At 54.0% G+C, this 18,217-nt stretch carries 12 protein-coding genes and 4 pseudogenes; 8 read left to right on the top strand and 8 right to left on the bottom strand.

What is annotated here, in order from left to right:
• Positions 1-1,250: 1,250 nt before the first annotated feature.
• Both GPOALKHO_RS03225 and GPOALKHO_RS03220 read left to right on the top strand, forming a co-directional pair.
• A pseudogene (locus tag GPOALKHO_RS03225) lies at positions 1,251-1,749 on the top strand (YqiA/YcfP family alpha/beta fold hydrolase).
• A 176-nt stretch (positions 1,750-1,925) separates the two neighbouring features.
• Positions 1,926-3,227, top strand: coding sequence for an NAD(P)/FAD-dependent oxidoreductase (locus GPOALKHO_RS03220; RefSeq protein WP_406702969.1), 1,302 nt, complete (start codon positions 1,926-1,928; stop codon positions 3,225-3,227).
• 309 nt (positions 3,228-3,536) lie between these two features.
• Here the strand turns inward: GPOALKHO_RS03220 and GPOALKHO_RS03215 are convergent.
• Positions 3,537-3,692: pseudogene (locus GPOALKHO_RS03215) on the bottom strand (glucan biosynthesis protein); the annotation flags it as partial.
• A 116-nt stretch (positions 3,693-3,808) separates the two neighbouring features.
• Here GPOALKHO_RS03215 and GPOALKHO_RS03210 point away from each other — a divergent pair.
• Positions 3,809-4,279 (top strand): annotated as a pseudogene (locus tag GPOALKHO_RS03210) (glycine zipper 2TM domain-containing protein).
• Between the two features lie 212 nt (positions 4,280-4,491).
• Here GPOALKHO_RS03210 and GPOALKHO_RS03205 read toward each other — a convergent pair.
• A pseudogene (locus GPOALKHO_RS03205) lies at positions 4,492-6,984 on the bottom strand (DEAD/DEAH box helicase); the annotation flags it as partial.
• A 207-nt stretch (positions 6,985-7,191) separates the two neighbouring features.
• On the opposite strand from GPOALKHO_RS03205, the gene lolC reads away from it, so the two are divergent.
• The 5 genes from lolC to GPOALKHO_RS03180 all read left to right on the top strand — a co-directional run bounded on the left by lolC (position 7,192) and on the right by GPOALKHO_RS03180 (position 11,203).
• Positions 7,192-8,394 (top strand): lipoprotein-releasing ABC transporter permease subunit LolC, encoded by a 1,203-nt coding sequence (gene lolC / locus GPOALKHO_RS03200; protein ID WP_406702968.1) that lies wholly within the window; start codon positions 7,192-7,194, stop codon positions 8,392-8,394.
• Complete coding sequence (gene lolD / locus GPOALKHO_RS03195; protein ID WP_406702967.1) at positions 8,387-9,076, top strand: lipoprotein-releasing ABC transporter ATP-binding protein LolD; 690 nt, start codon at positions 8,387-8,389, stop codon at positions 9,074-9,076. The genes lolC and lolD overlap by 8 nt, the downstream gene beginning before the upstream one ends.
• Positions 9,073-10,317 (top strand): lipoprotein-releasing ABC transporter permease subunit LolE, encoded by a 1,245-nt coding sequence (gene lolE, locus GPOALKHO_RS03190; RefSeq protein ID WP_406702965.1) that lies wholly within the window; start codon positions 9,073-9,075, stop codon positions 10,315-10,317. The genes lolD and lolE overlap by 4 nt, the downstream gene beginning before the upstream one ends.
• 209 nt (positions 10,318-10,526) lie before the next feature.
• A complete protein-coding gene (locus GPOALKHO_RS03185; protein ID WP_406702964.1) occupies positions 10,527-10,691 on the top strand; it encodes a hypothetical protein in 165 nt (54 codons plus the stop codon).
• 191 nt (positions 10,692-10,882) lie between these two features.
• Positions 10,883-11,203, top strand: coding sequence for a hypothetical protein (locus tag GPOALKHO_RS03180; RefSeq protein ID WP_406702963.1), 321 nt, complete (start codon positions 10,883-10,885; stop codon positions 11,201-11,203).
• Between the two features lie 484 nt (positions 11,204-11,687).
• On the opposite strand, the gene phoQ is transcribed toward GPOALKHO_RS03180, so the two are convergent.
• From phoQ to GPOALKHO_RS03150, 6 genes are all read right to left on the bottom strand, one after another.
• Entirely contained in the window at positions 11,688-13,154 is a 1,467-nt protein-coding gene (gene phoQ, locus GPOALKHO_RS03175) for a two-component system sensor histidine kinase PhoQ (protein ID WP_406702962.1), read from the bottom strand.
• A 5-nt stretch (positions 13,155-13,159) separates the two neighbouring features.
• Positions 13,160-13,831 carry a two-component system response regulator PhoP gene (gene phoP, locus GPOALKHO_RS03170; protein ID WP_406702960.1) on the bottom strand — a complete coding sequence of 224 codons (672 nt, stop codon included), beginning with the start codon at positions 13,829-13,831 and terminating at the stop codon, positions 13,160-13,162.
• Between the two features lie 169 nt (positions 13,832-14,000).
• Positions 14,001-15,374 (bottom strand): adenylosuccinate lyase, encoded by a 1,374-nt coding sequence (purB, locus tag GPOALKHO_RS03165; RefSeq protein ID WP_406702958.1) that lies wholly within the window; start codon positions 15,372-15,374, stop codon positions 14,001-14,003.
• Positions 15,375-15,395: 21 nt separating this feature from the next.
• Complete coding sequence (gene hflD / locus GPOALKHO_RS03160; protein ID WP_406702956.1) at positions 15,396-16,025, bottom strand: high frequency lysogenization protein HflD; 630 nt, start codon at positions 16,023-16,025, stop codon at positions 15,396-15,398.
• Between the two features lie 191 nt (positions 16,026-16,216).
• Positions 16,217-17,326: a tRNA 2-thiouridine(34) synthase MnmA gene (gene mnmA / locus GPOALKHO_RS03155; RefSeq protein ID WP_406703363.1), complete on the bottom strand. Its 1,110-nt coding sequence runs from the start codon at positions 17,324-17,326 to the stop codon at positions 16,217-16,219.
• A 337-nt stretch (positions 17,327-17,663) separates the two neighbouring features.
• Positions 17,664-17,807 carry a hypothetical protein gene (locus GPOALKHO_RS03150; protein WP_406702954.1) on the bottom strand — a complete coding sequence of 48 codons (144 nt, stop codon included), beginning with the start codon at positions 17,805-17,807 and terminating at the stop codon, positions 17,664-17,666.
• Positions 17,808-18,217 lie beyond the last annotated feature (410 nt).

Genomic DNA, 18,217 nt, shown 5'->3' with positions numbered 1-18,217 from the left:
TGGTGGAGTGGCTAGCCGGCGCACCGTTAAATACGCAGGACTGGCACAAGTGCTGACGACGGACACTCTGGCGGGCCTTCTCCTGACCAGGCTGCACCAGCAGCGGCGTAGCGGCTACTCGCTGAACCTACCGGCGCGCTATTGGCAAACCAGCGACCAGAGCCACCCTGCCAGTGACAGCGGCTGGTTTTTTTCGCTTCGCTTATCAACACTACCGCCAACGATGCGATTCACAGAAGTGTTAGGTACAATAACGGCATACTTAGCGAAAATCACCGACGCCAGCCCCGAGCTAACGGTTTGCTCACTATAACTCATTAATAAAACGGAATGGTGAAATAAAATAGCGAGACCGCACGTTGGAAAACGTTGCCTACGGGGAAAAGTAATGGCGCATGGGTTAGCCAATCTATAATAACAAGCAGCAGCGCGGAGGTGAGGCGGCAATAATTTGAAACTGGTACAGCTGCTGCGTGCAGCGGCTGTACCAGCGTGAAAACAGCGCATTTTCTCAGCAGCTGTGAAATATGATGGGCCTCATCACTCTGGTGAAAAATGTAATACGGCGTTTGTAGTTCACAGCAAGTAATATTAAAAATAGATATAAGAATATAATATTCATTAATAAAATTAACTTAATATACTACAACCCTAATGACATTTAATTTATTACCCTGAGTGCCGCGCCGTCAGTAGGAAGGGCTTGGGGCGGTCCAGACGCGGTGCCAACATTTACGATCGGTGGCAACAGAGGGTAAGGGGAAGGCGTGCAGTGAGCGGTAAGGTCGGCGAAAGACGCCTGTCGGGAATGGTCGCGTGAGCATGGGTGATGGCTGCCCATTGCCGTGCGAAGGAGAAAGGCAATGCCGCGCGTGATACTATGACGCTGAGTAGGGTTTATAATGAGGCGTGGCGTTGTCTCCTGCCAATGAACGTAGCACAGCTGCCGCCATCAGTGAAGGTACAGGAGGCCTGTACGGGGCAGTTATGTGGTCAGTTAGGGCCGCGTAGTTGCTATCAGTAAAGGCCTGATACAAATCGGCGGCGAAGCCAAGCCAACGCCTGCCGACGCTGATGGCGTCAGCAACGGCGTGTCGTGGGCCGACGCCGGGTCAAAACGGATCCCGCGCCTGCCGGCGGTGCACCCACCTCAGAATCTGTTATCGATCAATGCTGCCGAGAGGCGGACGTTCTAACCTCAAAAACGTAATCGCTATCCGCGCCGTCGAACTCCATAGGGGAGGAAAATGATGATTGTTTATTTGCACGGTTTTACAAGTCTTGGAAACCACAAAATGTTCTGCAATTGCAGTTTATCGATCCCGATGCGCGACTCATCAGTTACAGTACCAGCCCATCTCCGTCATGATACGCAGCATCTGCTTAAGGAAGAAAATGCAGTAATTGACCGACGACTACCGGTCGCTTATCTGCGGCGTTGGCTTGGGCGGATTTAGGCCGAGCGGGTCGATTTTTTATGTGACATACACCAGGTGATCCTCGACTCCCAATCTTTTTCCGAAGAGAATATGGCGGACAAACTTGATAGACCCGAGGAATATGTTGATATCTCCACCAAATGCATGGAGCACTTCCGCGAAAAACGACGACCTCTGTTTGGTTCTACATTGCAGCGCTGGGGTGCTTTCTCCCTCTTATGAAATCATTGGAGATGAGCAGGAAGGTCATAAATTTAAAAACATTTCTCCTCATTTACAGCGCATGCAAGCCTTTAAAGCGTTGGGATAAAAGAGGACAGCATATGACATCAGCCATCGGAACAGGCTGAAAAATTGATTCATATCAATTTTAGTATGACCAAATGATCGCTCATGTTATTCTGGCGCCAATAGCGTATTGAGATATAACGCTATGTTAAGGATGTTTTCGCTTAGTTAACGGCTGGTTTGCATTTAGGGGGTATTTTGACCACGCTATTTAAGAAAATTGTCATTATAGGCGGCGGTGCTGGCGGTCTTGAGCTGGCGACAAGCCTAGGGCGTAAATTGGGGCGCCACAAGCGGGCAAATATCACGCTAGTGGATCACAACCATAGCCACTTATGGAAACCGCTGCTGCATGAGGTAGCCACCGGCTCGCTCGATGAAGGCATTGACGCCCTCAGTTACCTGGCCCATGCACGCAATCATGCTTTCCAATTTCAACTCGGTAGCATGATCGACATCGATCGCGAGCATAAACAGGTCCTGATGGATGAAATCCGCGATGAGCAGGGGAAGCTGTTGGTGCCCGCCCGCCGTCTGGACTATGACATTCTGGTGATGGCACTCGGTAGTACGTCGAACGACTTTGGTACTCCTGGCGTTAAAGAACACTGCATCTTCCTCGACAATCCGCGTCAGGCGCAGCATTTCCATAACGAGATGCTCAATCTGTTTCTTAAATTTTCCGCACAGGGCGACCTGGAGGAAAAAGTAAATATCGCTATCGTCGGCGGCGGAGCGACCGGCGTCGAATTGTCGGCTGAGCTACATAATGCGGTGCAACAATTGCATAGCTATGGTTTCAAAGGGCTGCATCAGGCGCTGAATGTCACCCTAGCCGAGGCGGGAGAGCGTATTCTGCCGGCGCTGCCGCCGCGAATCTCCGCCGCCGCGCATCAGGAATTGACCAAGCTAGGGGTTAGGGTCTTGACCAAAACCATGGTCACCAGCGCCGATGCAGGCGGGCTGCATACCAAGGACGGAGAATATATCCAGGCGGAACTCATGGTCTGGGCCGCCGGCATCAAAGCACCGGACTTCATGAAGGCGTTGGTCGGTCTGGAGACCAACCGCGTTAACCAATTAGTGGTTGAACCGACACTGCAGACCACGCGCGATCCGCATATTTTTGCTATTGGCGACTGTGCGTCGTGCGCGATGCCCGCCGGAGGCGTGGTGCCCCCCCGCGCGCAGGCTGCGCATCAGATGGCCTCACGGGCCCACGGCAACATTTTGGCACTGCTTCGTGGGCATACGCTCAAGCCCTACACCTACAAAGATCACGGCTCGCTGGTGTCATTATCGCGCTTTAGCACCGTCGGCAATCTGATGGGTAACATGATACACGGTTCGATGATGATAGAAGGACGTATTGCTCGCGCGCTCTACATCTCGCTATACCGTATGCACCAAATCGCACTGCATGGCTACATCAAAACCGGCCTTATCATGCTAGTGGACAGGATCAACCGCGTGATCCGTCCGCATCTCAAATTGTACTAACCGCGTGGCGACCTTTTATAAAACCCATATTCAGCCAGGCGCAGGCGCTCCCGGGTCAGGTTTAATACTAGTGCGAGCTACGCCGTCGTCTCGCCAGGCAGCCGCAAGCGCCTTTGTCCCTTCCCTAGCCGCCGAATCGCCGTCCTGCGCGGTGCGCGGGGCAATAACGCGCCACTGTTTCCAGTGTCTTCTCTATTCCCTCACGCGCCGTGCCGTCGCCGTCCGTTGGCCATAGAGTTGCTGTGCGTCTTGTCATTGGCAGTATAAAATAGAGCCTTTAGGCTTTTCGGGTTAGAACCAAGTCGGGAGGAAGTGCAGCCGATAGGCGATCTCCAGCGGATAACAGACATCGGGCAATTTCTCCGACCTGCAAAACGCGACGATATTGTCGTTAGTCTCATCGTTGGTTGGGATTTCAACAAGCTCAACATGCCTTTTGTCACAATCACATGAGGTGCCGACAGAGTAGGCTTTTCGCCGTTAATCTTAACGCTCGGGATACGCTTGCGGTCAAAAGGAAACGAGGGTTATGCATCCGTTCACCGTTAGCAGATGCGTAATAATTGTCAGGAGGTTCTCCCGTGAATAAATCATTATTAGCAGGCGTCGACATCGGTATTGCCGCTATGTCGGGTATCGTAGCGGTCGCCACGGGCTGCATGTGTTCTCCTCTAGCCCGAAATACGCCTAGGTCATCACGGCATCGCCCATCAATGAAACGATTCAGACACAGCATTATGAGTGTCGAACAGTCGTCGTAACCCATCGCCATCCGGTTGCAGGACGAAAATAACGGCTCGGTATTAGGTGCCGTTGTTGGTGGCGGGAGGTATGCGGGCAAGCAGATACAGGGTAATCTGTAGATAGGAATACCTACAATCGTCAGCGTTGACAGACAGTCACGATAAATCGCAAAAACTGCTAAGCTATGACGTCACGTACAAAATTGGCAATCAACAGGGCAAAATCCGCATAGACCACGATCCGGGCACGAAAATCCTGCTGGCCTGCTGGATCGCAACGGTCAATTTGTGCTGAACGACCAGGCATAAGGTGGGCAGCTCGGTTCACTGCCGCCATAACATTCTTGTGGACGCCGCGTCGGACGTACAAACCCGAGCACAGTGTTTTCCGTCATGTGGCGCGGCTCCGTGCCCTGGCCCTAGTTGCGTCTAGGTGCTCAACACATGCTGCGTAATTCTTCCAGTAGCGCGTCAACATAAGTTCAGACGCGCTGTGCGATCCGCTAAGGATTCGATATCGCCAGAAAATAGCGCGCCGGGTTAGGTGGCAGACCGAAGCAGTCTATCAGCTTCACTTTCACGGTCATCGGCGGTGCTGACAATGTGTTTGTACAGCGACAAACGCGTGTTGATGCCAAAGATATACTCTTCAGGCCAGCCGAGCGGGCATACGCAACTCCACCTCGGTCAATTGGTTTGTGAGGCTTTGATCTTCTCCAAGCAGTTCTCCGGCGCTACGGATTTCCAAATCGCGCGTCGCCAATGCAAAGCCGGCGCTCAGATCTTCCAGCGAGGCGTTGGCTTCCACCGCTTATAGGCATCCTGGCTTAGCGCTTTCGGTAGTGGGTCAGCGTGTAGGCGTGAGCCTGGTGGTGCGAACGTCCGACGCAGCCACGCAATTGGTGTAGCTGTGCCAGGCCGAAATGATCCGCTCGCTCGATGATAATGGTATTGGCGTTGGCGATGTAGATACCGGTTTTCAATGATGGCGGTACATACCACAGTACGTTGAAACGCTGATGTTGAAAATCATTCATCACCCGTTCCAAATCGCGCTAGCGCAGCTGGCCGTAACCGATGGCGATGTACGCCTCCGGCACCAGCGTTTCTAGGGGCGGGCGGATTTTTAATATTTTCGACGTCGTTGTAAGGATGATAGATTTGGCTGCCGCGCAGCGCTTCGCTCAGGATGGCCTCGCGTACTGCCAGCGGTCGTATTCGTATACAAGCGTTTTCGATCGCGCATGCCGCTCATCGCCATATTCAGCGTGCGCGGAATAGGGGTTGCGGTTAGGGTGAGAATATCAACATCGGTGCGCATTGTTGATGCGCTCTTTGTGGCGCCACGCCGAGACTGTGCTCATCGTCGACGATGAGCAGACCCAAATCATGCCATTTGACATCGCTTTGCGAATATCCGCTTTGTCTTCGTCGGTCTGCTCCAGTGCTTGGGCCTGATCCCGTGCGCTGCGAAAACGTGAAATTATCTCAATCCGCACCGGCCAGTTGGCGAACCGGTCGAAAATTGTTGAAATGTTGCCGCGCCAGGAGGGTGGTGGGAACCAGCACAGCCACCTGTTTGTGGTTTGCAATCGCCATGAAAGCGGCACGCATCGCGACTTCTGTTTTACCGAGGTCGACATGTCGCGGACCAGGCGATCCATGATCAACGGCTGGCACATGTTGCTGAGCACCGCATTGATTGCCTGATCCTAATCCAAGGTGGGTTCAAACGGAAATCCCTCTCAAAATAATTGATAATTTTCCCGATTATGCGGAATGCGAAGCCGCTTTTAGCACCGCGCTGGGCATAAACATCCAAGAGTTCCGCCGCCACGTCCCGCACCCACTCGGCCGCTTTTTGTCGCGCCTGCGCCAAAGCGCCGCCGCCCAGTTTGCGCAGCGGCGCGTTTAGCGTATGAGATGTAGCGAGGACACCGGCAGGGTGATTATGACGGCGTAACGGCCGACCCCGTGCTCCAGATGCACCACCGTCTGGTCTTCATGCAGCTCGGCCAGATTACGGATTAACTATCGGCGTTAATTGTACGGCGATTATCCTGCTGGCGGCGGCTGACCCGCTCCCCAGCAGATCGCCTTCGCAAATCAATACCCTTATGCGTGGCGCATCGATAAAACACGTTAATTGACGCCGATTTCGGTAGAATCTTCACACGCGCCAGCAGCTCGCTTAAACTTTTCCGCAAACCTTCGCTTTCCACTGAGAAAATCACCCGGCCGTCAAACTGCTCGTAAAACCGGCGTAACTTGTCCATGGGCGCTTTTCTCTGTACCTCCACCGCCAAATCCGGCAGAGACCGATAATCCATGTTGTGCTCGCCGGCTTTCTCCGGCAGCGTTTGCGTGCTGAGCTGAGACTGAGGCCAGCGTTTAAGTTCGGCGAGCAACCCCTCAACCCTCAGCCACAGGGCCTCAGCCGGCAGCAGCTGGCGCATGGGATACACACGGTGTTGTCAAAACGCGTGCAGGCGTCATCCTAGAAACAGCCTGCGCCGGCCTCGAGATCTCTGGTGTTGACCACTAGCGTGCCCGCCGGCATAGCTGAACAGCAGCACTAGCGGCTCGATGAAAAAACGGCTTCCAATACAATCCTCGTCGGCAGCGTCCCTTTGTTTACCTGCTGGTAAACGTGCTCGGCGTCGCGGCGCACATCAAGCTGCTCGCGCCACTGGCTGCGGAACAGCTCTGTATTCCGACGCGCGAAAGGGTAAGCAGCTAGCAGAAGGTAGCTATCTTATCTGAAATGATTTCTTGATGGGGAAGAGAAACTGTCAACTGTCATAGGGCCAGATCTCCCAATCGGGTAGAGTAAGGACCGGATGATGGGTGAACCCCCTGATCGCGTTATACAGCCTCAGCGTACTTTGCATATCGCTGATAATGGGCAACGCCGATCTCGGATAGCGGTCCACAATGGCGGCGCCGGTCAGCTGACCCAGGGTCAGTTTTTTGCCGGTTTTGGTCGGCAAGGTATAACGATCACGTCCTGGCATAGCTAATGATAAATCTCTTTTCTCACATCACGGGGCCATCGCAGCACAGCCTGCGGTAGAATGCCGCAGAGGCGGGGATGATGGCTAAAATGCGTGCTTTCAGGAATAAAAGCCGGTCGTTGCAGTGCTTAATAGTTCCATAATGCCACACAACCCTTTATCATCCTTAAGTACTTTGCTTTCGAAACCGCATTCAGACGGAAATCAATGTATCAACCTGTCGTGTTATATATTGGCCTGCGCTATATGCGCAGGCGGGCATCAGACCGCTTCGGTCGTTTTGTCTCCTGGCTCTCCACCATCGGCATCATGCTTGGCGTGATTGCGCTGGTGATGGTGTTATCGGTGATGAACGGTTTCGAGCGTGAACTGGAGGGCAATATCCTCGGATTGATGCCCCAGGCGCTGTTGACTACCCAAGAGGGGCGGCTTGATCTTAAACGTATTCCGACCTTAGTGCCAGATGCGCTTGCGGGGGTAACGCGCGTGGCGCCGCTGACCACCAGTGATGTTGTTCTGCAAAGCGCACGCAGCGTCGCGGTGGGCGTAATGCTCGGCATCAATTCGTGGGATCCAGAACCGCTGTCGCATTATTTGCTGGAGACCCGACAAGATGACCTGGTGTCCGGCCAATACCGGGTGATTCTGGGCGACAAACTGGCCGCCGCGCTCGGCGTGAAGCGCGGTGATGCAGTGCGGCTGATGGTGCCCGTGGCCAGCCAATTCACTCCGATAGGCCGCATTCCCAGCCAGCGTTTATTCACCGTGGCCGGCACCTTCGCCGCTAACAGCGAAGTCGATGGCTACCAACTGCTAGTCAATCAGCAGGATGCGTCGCGCCTGATGCGCTATCCCGCCGGCTGTGTGACCGGCTGGCGCTTGTGGTTGCAGCAGCCGTTGGCGGTAGAAAGCTTGAGCGCGCAGTCTTTGCCTGATGGCTTAGTGTGGCACGATTGGCGCGAACGCAAGGGGGAATTATTTCAGGCCGTGCGTATAGAAAAGAACATGATGGGCTTGCTGTTGAGCCTGATTATCGTGGTGGCGGCGTTTAATATTATAACCTCGCTTGGACTGATGGTGATGGAAAAACAGACCGAGGTGGCGATATTACAGACCCAGGGTCTGACTCGTCGTCAGGTTATGCTGGTGTTTATCACCCAGGGGGCCAGCGCAGGCGTTGTCGGCGCATTGCTTGGCACGGGACTCGGCATGTTGCTGGCCAGTCAACTGAACCGTCTGATACCGGCCCTCGGAGCGCTGCTTGACAGGGCCGCGCTGCCTGTGACTATCGAACCGGTACAGGTGGCGGTCATCGCGTTGTCGACCATGGCCGTAGCACTGCTATCCACGATTTACCCTTCCCGGCGCGCCGCCGCCGTTCATCCTGCTGAGGCTTTGCGATATGAATGATGCTCCTTTGTTACACTGCTCCCAACTCAGCAAACGTTATCAGGAAGGCAAGCTTTACACCGATGTATTGCGTAACGTGAGTTTCACGCTGCAGCGTGGCGAGATGATGGCGATTGTCGGCAGTTCCGGTTCTGGTAAAAGTACACTGTTACATCTGCTTGGCGGGCTGGATGAACCGACCGGCGGCGAGGTAACATTTGAAGGCCAGCCACTGAATACGCTTTCTTCCGCCGCGCGCGCGCTGTTGCGCAACCGGCGGTTGGGTTTTATCTACCAGTTCCATTATTTGCTGCCCGATTTCACCGCGCTGGAAAATGTGGCGATGCCGCTTCTGATTGGCGGCAATCGCCCGGCACAGGCGCAAGAGACGGCGCAGGAAATGCTGGCGGCGGTAGGGCTTGAGAAACGCAGCCGCCACCGCCCGGCGGAACTGTCCGGTGGCGAGCGGCAGCGGGTGGCTATCGCGCGCGCGCTGGTGAATCACCCGGCGCTGGTGTTGGCCGATGAGCCCACCGGCAATCTGGATCAGCGCAATGCAGATAGTATTTTTGCACTGTTGGGCGAGCTTAATATGTGCCATGGCACCTCCTTTTTGGTGGTTACCCACGATCTTCAACTGGCGAAGCGCCTGCACCGGCAGCTGGAAATGCGCGATGGCGCACTGCTGGGAGCTGAGCGATGAAGATGCCGCTGTCGTTGAAAATTGCGCTTCGCTTCAGCCGGAGGCGGCGGAGGGGCGGTATAGTGTCGTTGATTTCGGTCATCTCCACTATCGGCATCGCGCTCGGTGTCGCGGTGCTGATTATCGGACTAAGTGCTATGAACGGGTTCGAACGTGAGTTGAACAACCGTATTTTGGCGGTGGTGCCCCATGGTGAGATCGAACCTGTGAATCCGCCGTTCGCCAACTGGCCGACGGTGTTAAAACGTATTGAACAAGTGCCGGGCATCCTTGCTGCCGCGCCCTATCTGAATTTTACCGGCCTGGTGGAGCGTGACGACAAGTTGCAGCTCATCCAGGTAAAGGGCGTCGACCCGGCGCTGGAACTGCAGCTCAGCGCGCTGTCGTGCTACATAAAGGGTAATGCCTGGTCGCATTTTCAGGCCGGTCATCAGCAAATTATCCTTGGTAAAGGGGTGGCCGATACCCTGAAGGTCAAGTCCGGCGATTGGCTGACGTTGATGATTCCAAACAGCGATCCCCAGATGAAACTGTTACAGCCAAGGCGTATTCGCTTACAGGTCAGCGGGATTTTGGCGCTGAATGGCCAGCTGGATCACGGTTTTGCCATAGTACCGCTGGCGAACGCTCAGAACTATTTGCAGCGTGGTGAAGACGTCGACGGCATCGTCATTAAGGTCAGCGACGTTTTTAACGCCAATAAACTGGTGCGGGACGCGGGGGAGGTGACCAATGCTGATGTCAAAATCCGCAGCTGGATCGGCACCTACGGCCATATGTATCGCGATATTCAGATGATCCGCGCCATGATATACCTGGCGATGGTATTGGTAATGGGCGTCGCCTGCTTCAATATTGTTTCCACTCTGGTAATGGCGGTTAAGGATAAAAGCGCCGATATTGCGATTTTACGCACGCTAGGGGCCAAAAACGGGCTGACCCGTGCCATTTTTATTTGGTATGGCCTGCTGGCGGGCTTGACCGGTGGCGTTATCGGCGCAGTGGTCGGCGTGCTGATGACGCTTAAGTTAACAATGCTTGTGAAGGGGTTGGAACGTTTGCTGGGGCACCATCTGCTGTCCGGGAATATTTACTTTATCGATTTTATGCCGACCGAGCTGCACTGGGTGGACGTCACCAGCGTGCTGGCCACAGTGCTGTTGTTCAGTCTACTGGCGAGCTGGTATCCGGCGCGGCGCGCAAGCCGCATCGATCCGGCCCGGGTATTGAGCGGTCAATGAGGCCGTAAGTAAATAGCGCACATGCGTATTCATCACCGGTTAATTCGGTTTCGCAAAAGGTAAAAGATTACAGCAGCAACGCCTTGTACGCCCGCATTTTCACCGGAACTCACTAGTGGTGAGCAAAATGAAACCGTTTGTTGTGGTGCTTACGGGCACGAGCATTTTCGCGGGGTCTGGCTTCGCACTTGCCAGGCCAAAGACGGGTTATGGGAGAAGCATCTGGTCGAAGATGTCGCCACCCAGATGAGTTTGCCTGCAACTCCGCGTTGGTACAGGAGTTTTACAACGCCCGCCGGCGTCAGCTGCAGTCGGAAATCACGCCCAATTCCGCGCATTTGGCGATGGCTGAACTGGAGCAGATGCTGAGCTAATCCGCACGAACACGCCGGCAAGCGGCGTATCATCTATATGTACGGTGATTACTCAAAGTGCGCGGTAGCCAAAGCGGCTAGATCCTCTTTGTCGCGCATATGAATACCGCGCTAGTTTTCACCGGTAAAACGTCAATCTACAAATCTGGAACAGTATCGCGGCGGCGATATTGCGCCGGTCATGCTTCCCGGTGCTACATAAGTTGATTGGCCATACGCTTATTACCACCGATTCAAAACGTTGCTGGGCGCCGACAGCAAGCGGAGCTGGCGGAGATGTCACTGCGATAGTGCGGCTCAAGGAGCAGAGCATTCCTTACGGCACCATTCGCATCGCGTTTACGCCGGACAAGGAAGTGGCAAGGGGACACAATTTCAGCAACAATGCGCACTCTGGCATCGCTAAACGCACTATCGCTGACCATCTGCTATCATCAGATGATGCTCGTCGCACCACTATATCATGCGTAATTTTGACCGCCAGCAGTTTGAAGTGCATAAGCGGCTCATGATAACTAGCGCCGAGATGCTTGGAAAGGGTTGTATCCGCGGATGAGTTGACTATTGAGGACAGCGATTATAATGTGCGTGAAGATGTCGCTAATTCCGCCGGCAGGATATGGGTTGGATGTCGGGCTCCATTTATTTGTCGATAATTGTCTCAAAGAGCTCGACCTAGAGCTCAACCTGTAGCAAATCGGGATGAGGCAGTGTTGTTTTCGTCGCCGCTAAACACATCATATTGAAGAAAAGGGCCGATATCGCCGCCGGGAACTGAAAACGAAAGTAATGGAAGGGCTACATTAGCGCCGCGAGGGTTCGCGTCAGTGATCGGCCGCCTCGGCGGATTGACGAAGTCACGAAATGCGTGTTAATAATGACCGGACGTTACTGCTAGTAGTGTGGGAAAATTAGAGGAATTATAATGGATAACGGCGGTGCAGGTCGGAGATTTTACCCGTGCTGTGCTAGCGGGAGAGGCGCCCATAACCAGCCTTAATCGTCTTCAGGCTGCGTACCCTGTTGTTTGAAGATGACCTCCACCAGCGCCCCGCCGAGGGCGCTTTCGCCAATCACAACATCGCCGTCGTATTGCTCAAGGATTTCTGCCGCCACCGAGAGCCCCAGACCTTGGCCGGGACGCAACGTGTCGGCGCGCTGACCGCGCTGGAAGATAAGGGTACGCTTGGACTCCGGGATGCCTGGGCCGTCATCTTCGATGATAATATGTAGCACGCTTTCCCTTTCTCGGGTGCTAACCTGGACAAATTCAAGGCAATATTTGCAGGCGTTGTCTAAAATATTACCCATGACCTCCATAAAGTCGTTTTTTTCGCCAATGAACGTCAACTCCGGCGAAATGTCCAGTGACAGGGAAACTCCTTTGCGTTGATAAACTTTGTTGAGGGCTGAACACAGGCTATCGAGCAGCGGCGGCACGGAATGTAGCTCGCGGCTTAGGACATTATGATCTGAGTGGACGGTAGCGCGGTGCAAATAATAGCCGATTTGCTGGGAAATGCGGCTGATCTGCTCCAGCATAATCGGTTCCGCCATTTCAATATTGATGTCGCGATCGGTGCGCAGGGAACGCAGCGTGGTTTGGAGCACCGCCAGCGGTGTTTTCAGACTATGGGTCAAATCAGATAGGGTGGAGCGGTACTTCTGGTAGCGCTGACGTTCGTTATTGAGCAAAATATTCAAATTGCGTACCAGAATATCCAGTTCACGCGGCAGGTTCTCATTCAAACGTTCCCGTTCACCGACCTCCAGCTCGCGCACCTGTCTGACCAGATCTTTGATGGGGCGTAGGCTCCAGTGTGCCGCCAGCCACAACAGCGGCACTACCAGCAGAAAATTGGCCAGCAGAACATAGCTGAACCATTCCCAAACTAAATCGGTGCGCTGCAGCTCGTGAGGAATGGTGTCGACGACCACGATGGTTAGCGGCGGCAGGCGGCTGGTCGCCGGATAGCGGTTGACCGCCACGGAATGGGTCAGAGCATTATCGTTGCTGCTGTCGAACTCTTGGAGTCGCACTTGGACGCTTGGGTTGTCACCCATCACCGCGTTGCTGGTGCGTGTATCGGTATCAAGCTCGAAATAGCCGGTCTTGGTCAGCCAGTCCGGCTGTAGGCGAGACTCCAATGCCGGCACATAACGCTGGCGCCAGAGTATATGGCCATTTTCATCATAAATCAGCACGAGTGCGGCGAAGTTGATATCGATATTCGGCGGCACGGCTATCGACAGCTTGTTGTCCTTCCACTGCGCCAGACTGAAAAAGAGATTGCTTTCGCCCCGTAACAGGCGGAATGACGTTTTATCAAAGCTGACGCTGTAGCCAATGACGGCCACCATGCCATAGCACAGAGAGAGTGCCAGAACTACGCAGGCTGCAGCCAGCAAAAATCTAACGCGCAGGGAAAACGGTTGTTTGTGGCGAAACGGAAATAGGGTCATAGAGCCTAGTTGACATCAAAACGGTAGCCCTGACCGCGAACTGTGGTGATCACTTCATGCGGGTAATTAGCCTGCATTTTTTTCCGTAGACGACCCATTAATACGTCGATGGTGTGACTCTCGCGCAATTCAGCGTCGGGATAAAGTTGCAGCATCAGCGAATCCTTGCTGACGACTTTGCCGGCGTTGCGTATCAATGTTTCAATTATAGTATATTCGAACGCGGTGAGCCTGATATTAACCTTGTTAATCATGAGCTCACGACGTGAAAGGTCAATGAGGAAGGGCGGCAGCTCGATGACCTGCGACGCCAGACCACTATTGCGGCGCATCAACGCCTGCATACGCGCCACAACCTCTTCCAAATGAAACGGTTTAGTTACATAATCGTCGGCCCCAGCTTCCAGCACCGTAACTTTATCCTGCCAGCCTTCGCGGGCAGTGAGCACCAGCAAGGGAATTTTCACCTGATGGCTGCGCCATCGGCGAATAAGGTTGAGACCGTCCTCATCCGACAGCCCCAGATCAACAATAGCGATATCGGGTGGATGCTCATTTAGAAAGTAGTCCGCCTCCTTGGCATCCGCGGCGGCATCCACCTGGTGACCCATTTCACGCATCTGTACCGTCAGATGATGACGAAGAAGAGAATTATCTTCTATTACCAGAACTCGCATCGCAGCTCCTAAATAAAACCACCCTAAACGGATCTGGTAGCGCAATCCGTCTTGTTAAGCGGTTATCCTCCAGGCTGGGAAGGAACATCTTGGATAAGAGTATCCCAGAGAGTGACTAAACTCCGCATAAATAGAGGGGGGAACCAGGGTCGGACGCAGGTTCCCTTTATCACCTATTTAATTCATCAACCATTTCCGCCGCACGGCCAATATAGTTAGCCGGCGTCAGCGTTTTCAGTCGCGCTTTTTCCGAATCCGGCAACGGCAAACTGTCGATAAAGGCTTTCATGCTTTCAGCGTTGACACGCTTACCGCGGGTGAATTCTTTCAGCCTTTCGTAAGGTTTTTCAATCCCGTAGCGGCGCATCACCGTTTGTATAGGTTCAGCCAGAATTTCCCAATTATGGTCGAGCTCCGATAATAAATGAGTATGATTGACCTCCAGTTTGCTAATTCCTTTAAGCGTAGACTGGTAAGCGATAAGCGCATAACCAATTCCGACTCCTAAATTGCGTAGTACGGTGGAGTCGGTCAAATCTCGCTGCCAGCGCGAGATCGGCAATTTCGCTGCCAAGTGGTTCATCACCGCATTCGCCAGCCCCAAATTCCCTTCCGAATTCTCGAAGTCGATAGGGTTCACCTTATGCGGCATGGTCGACGAGCCGATTTCGCCGGCGACGATGCGTTGTTTGAAATGATTAAGAGCAATATAGCCCCAGATGTCGCGGTCGAAATCAATCAGGATAGTATTGAACCGTGTGATGCAGTCGAACACTTCGGCGATATAATCATGCGGTTCGATTTGGGTGGTAAAGGGGTTCCAGCCGATACCGAGCCCGGTGACGAATTCTTCGCTGAAGCGATGCCAGTCCACCTCGGGATAGGCAACCATATGGGCGTTGTAATTGCCGACCGCACCGTTAATCTTGCCTAAAATCTCTGCCCGTTCGAGCTGACGATACTGTCGCGTCATGCGATAGGCGATATTCGCCATCTCTTTGCCAAGCGTCGAGGGCGTCGCCGGCTGGCCGTGGGTGCGCGACAGAAGGGGAATATCACGATAGCGTTCGGCAAGCGTGGTGATGCCGTCGATGATTTGGCGCCAGGCGGGCAGCAGAATAGTCTCGCGGGTGCTAGCAAGCATCAGCGCGTGGGAGAGATTATTGATATCTTCTGAGGTACAGGTGAAATGGATAAATTCGCTCACTGCCAGCAGCGCCGGTTGCGCTGCAACTTTCTCTTTCAGAAAATATTCAACTGCTTTCACATCATGATTGGTGGTTCGCTCAATGGTTTTAATGCGCTCGGCGTCTTCGACACTGAAATTTGCGACAATCGCACCAAGGTAACCATTCGCGTGGTCGTCAAAGGGTGGGACCTCTTTGATCGTGTCACAGGCGGCCAGCTTTTGCAGCCAGCGCACTTCCACCTGTACGCGAAATTTCAGCAAACCAAATTCGCTGAAGATAGCGCGCAGCGGGCTGACTTTGTCACCGTAGCGGCCATCGACGGGTGAAATGGCGGTCAGAGAGGATAATTCCATCGATTGCGACTCCTGGAGAAATTAAGAATAGGTAAGTATCTGCTTAGCTTCTTTAAATAACCGATTGCTGTCGAACATCAGCTGAAGCCGTCCGCCGCCGACCTGTTGCCATAGCGCGGCGGAACGAATGCCAGCCAGCAGTACGGCGCGCACTTTGGCCTGGATCTGAGTATTTTGCAATATCGCCGACGCACCAGTGACCTGGATGCGTGGTCCGAGTGGGCTGATAATGTCCACATAGATGCTGGCCATGGCACTGATAAGCGTATCCGACAGCAAGTCGAAATGGCCGAGCTGGCGATGAAGTGCGTTGATACGGCGGCTCAGCGCCTCTTGAGCGCCGTAGTTGCCGTTCAGTTTGCGTTCAAGCACCATAAGCCCAAGGGTATAGCGGGTCAGCTCAGCGCTGATCCTTTCTCGCGACGAAGCATTCAGCACGGCCTGCAGCGCCTCCAGCCCAATGCGCAGATGGGTAGGGTTATCACCGTAGACCGCACATACTGACGGCGGATTGAGATCCAGCAGGCTTTGCAGCGAGGCGCGCAAGGGCTGCTCGTCGCACTGGCGCTGGTGGGTAAGCAGCTGCACAAGGCGTGCGCTTTGGCAAATACCCGCCAGCGCCAGTGTAATGTCAAAATAGTTCCTGGCCAAAATGGCTCCTGTATCAATCCCTGAGGTTCAGTCCACTCAACGGCACGGTAGCGCGCTACGCTTGCACGTAAAGCGCGATCAAACACAGCTTCAAAGATGCACGGCAGGCGTTTCGCCACCTCATTAGGTTTTACACTGCATCCGTTGCCAGGGGATGCTGCCGATCAAGAGGTCACCGGCGTGGGAGCATCTTAGTGAGGCAACGGCTTGCGCGCATCAATGATGCCGCCGCCCAAGCAGCGTTCCGACAGATAAAATACCGCGGACTGGCCCGGCGTGACGGCGGCCACTGGCCGATCGAAATTCACCTGTAAACGTCCGTCCGGCAGTAGCGTCACCAGACACGCGATATCCGGCTGACGGTAACGGGTTTTCACCGTACAGCGCAGCGCGTCTGTAAGCGGTTCTCGATCGACCCAGTGCAGATGGCTGGCGACAAGGCCGATAGACATCAGCCGCGGATGTTCGTGGCCCTGAGCAACAATCAACCAGTTATTATCAAGATCCTTGTCCACTACATACCAAGGGTCCTCATTGCCGTCGCGGGTGCCGCCAATGCCGAGCCCTTTGCGCTGACCTAATGTATGGTACATCAACCCCCGATGGCGACCCACTTCCTGGCCGTCAACGGATATAATCGCGCCCGGCTGCGTCGGCAGATAGCGGCCGAGAAAATCGCGGAATTTCCGTTCGCCGATAAAACAGATTCCTGTGGAGTCTTTTTTGGCCGCGGTCGCCAGGCCAAGCTTAGTAGCGATGCGGCGCACTTCCGATTTGGCTAATTCCCCAATCGGGAACAGGCAGCGTGCAAGCTGTGCATGGCCTAATGTATAGAGAAAATAGCTCTGGTCTTTGTTATCGTCCAGACCGCGCAGCAGTCGGCTTTTGCCGTCCATGTCGGGGCGACGTACGTAATGGCCGGTGGCGATAAAGTCGGCGCCAAGATCCTCTGTAGCAAATTCCAAAAAGGCTTTGAACTTGATTTCCCTATTGCACAAAATATCCGGATTGGGCGTGCGGCCAGCCTGGTATTCGGCAAGGAAATGCGTAAAAACGTTATCCCAATATTCGGCAGCGAAATTAACCGTATGCAGCGTGATACCCAGGGTATCACATACCGTCCGAGCATCGTCCAGATCGCTTGCCTCGGTGCAATATTCCTCGTTGTCGTCCTCTTCCCAGTTTTTCATGAACAGCCCCTCTACCCGATAGCCCTGTTGCAGTAGCAACCAAGCTGAGACGGAAGAGTCGACACCGCCGGACATACCGACGATTACTTTTTTTTGACCGTTGTCTGACATGGGGTTCTCACGAGAGGGATGACCGCCGCGCGCGGCGCGGCACAGTAAAACAGGCGACATATTTTATCACGATCCGATCCCGTGCCGCTACCTTCACCATCAGGCGCGTTTCGTCGCCCTCCGCGGCCCGAAAGGGGCGAATATCCGTCACATACGCGCCACGAGGACCCTCAAACGACCCGCAATGACGGACACGGAGTAGCGGCGTCAGATCCCCTGCACACCATTGCTCTCCGCCAGCAACCTGACGCCGTCAAAACGGCCAATTAAATGCCTGTTAGGAAAGTCAGCGGCAGACGTTCGTCATGCTGATAGCGGCGAAGACTTTCGAGTGCAACTAGTTTGATGCGAAAAGAGTATCAATAGGCAGCCAAAGACAGCGATCGATATCGTCATCTTGCTGGATGACCGTCACGCAGCGTGGAAAATCGATAACGGACAAAAACTGCAGAAACGGCGTGTTGTTGGGCGCAATTTTCATTAATATATCCGCAATAACGCCTGTGGTTGGGCGTGAGTATCCGCTTCTTCCCACAACACGCTGCGCTGCCTCGATAAGGGCTTAATCGCCTCTTAACCGTGAACGTTTTCTCTACCACAAACATTGGCTCTCTGCCTGTACCACGCAGGTGACGGTAATATGGGGTTTGAACATAGCACGACTATCCTCAAAAGCATTACGCCGGGTCGATATCGCTCTACTCTCCAGGAGCTAGAGCGGTCAGGCACCATTGCGTGATTTGATAGCGAATCAGCCGTAGCGCGGGATACCCGATATGGGCGGCTATGGTGCATCTGACGATTTTTCCACTCGTACAAGCCCAACACAGTCGCGCCTGTAGGCAGAGTCAGATCGCCTTTCAGCGACAGGCCGGCGCGAAAATCAGAGCG

Source organism: Sodalis sp. (in: enterobacteria) (genome assembly GCF_036327475.1).
GTDB lineage: Bacteria > Pseudomonadota > Gammaproteobacteria > Enterobacterales > Enterobacteriaceae.
Note: the sequence above shows the minus strand (reverse complement) of the source record. Positions and strands in the feature narration are given on the sequence as shown.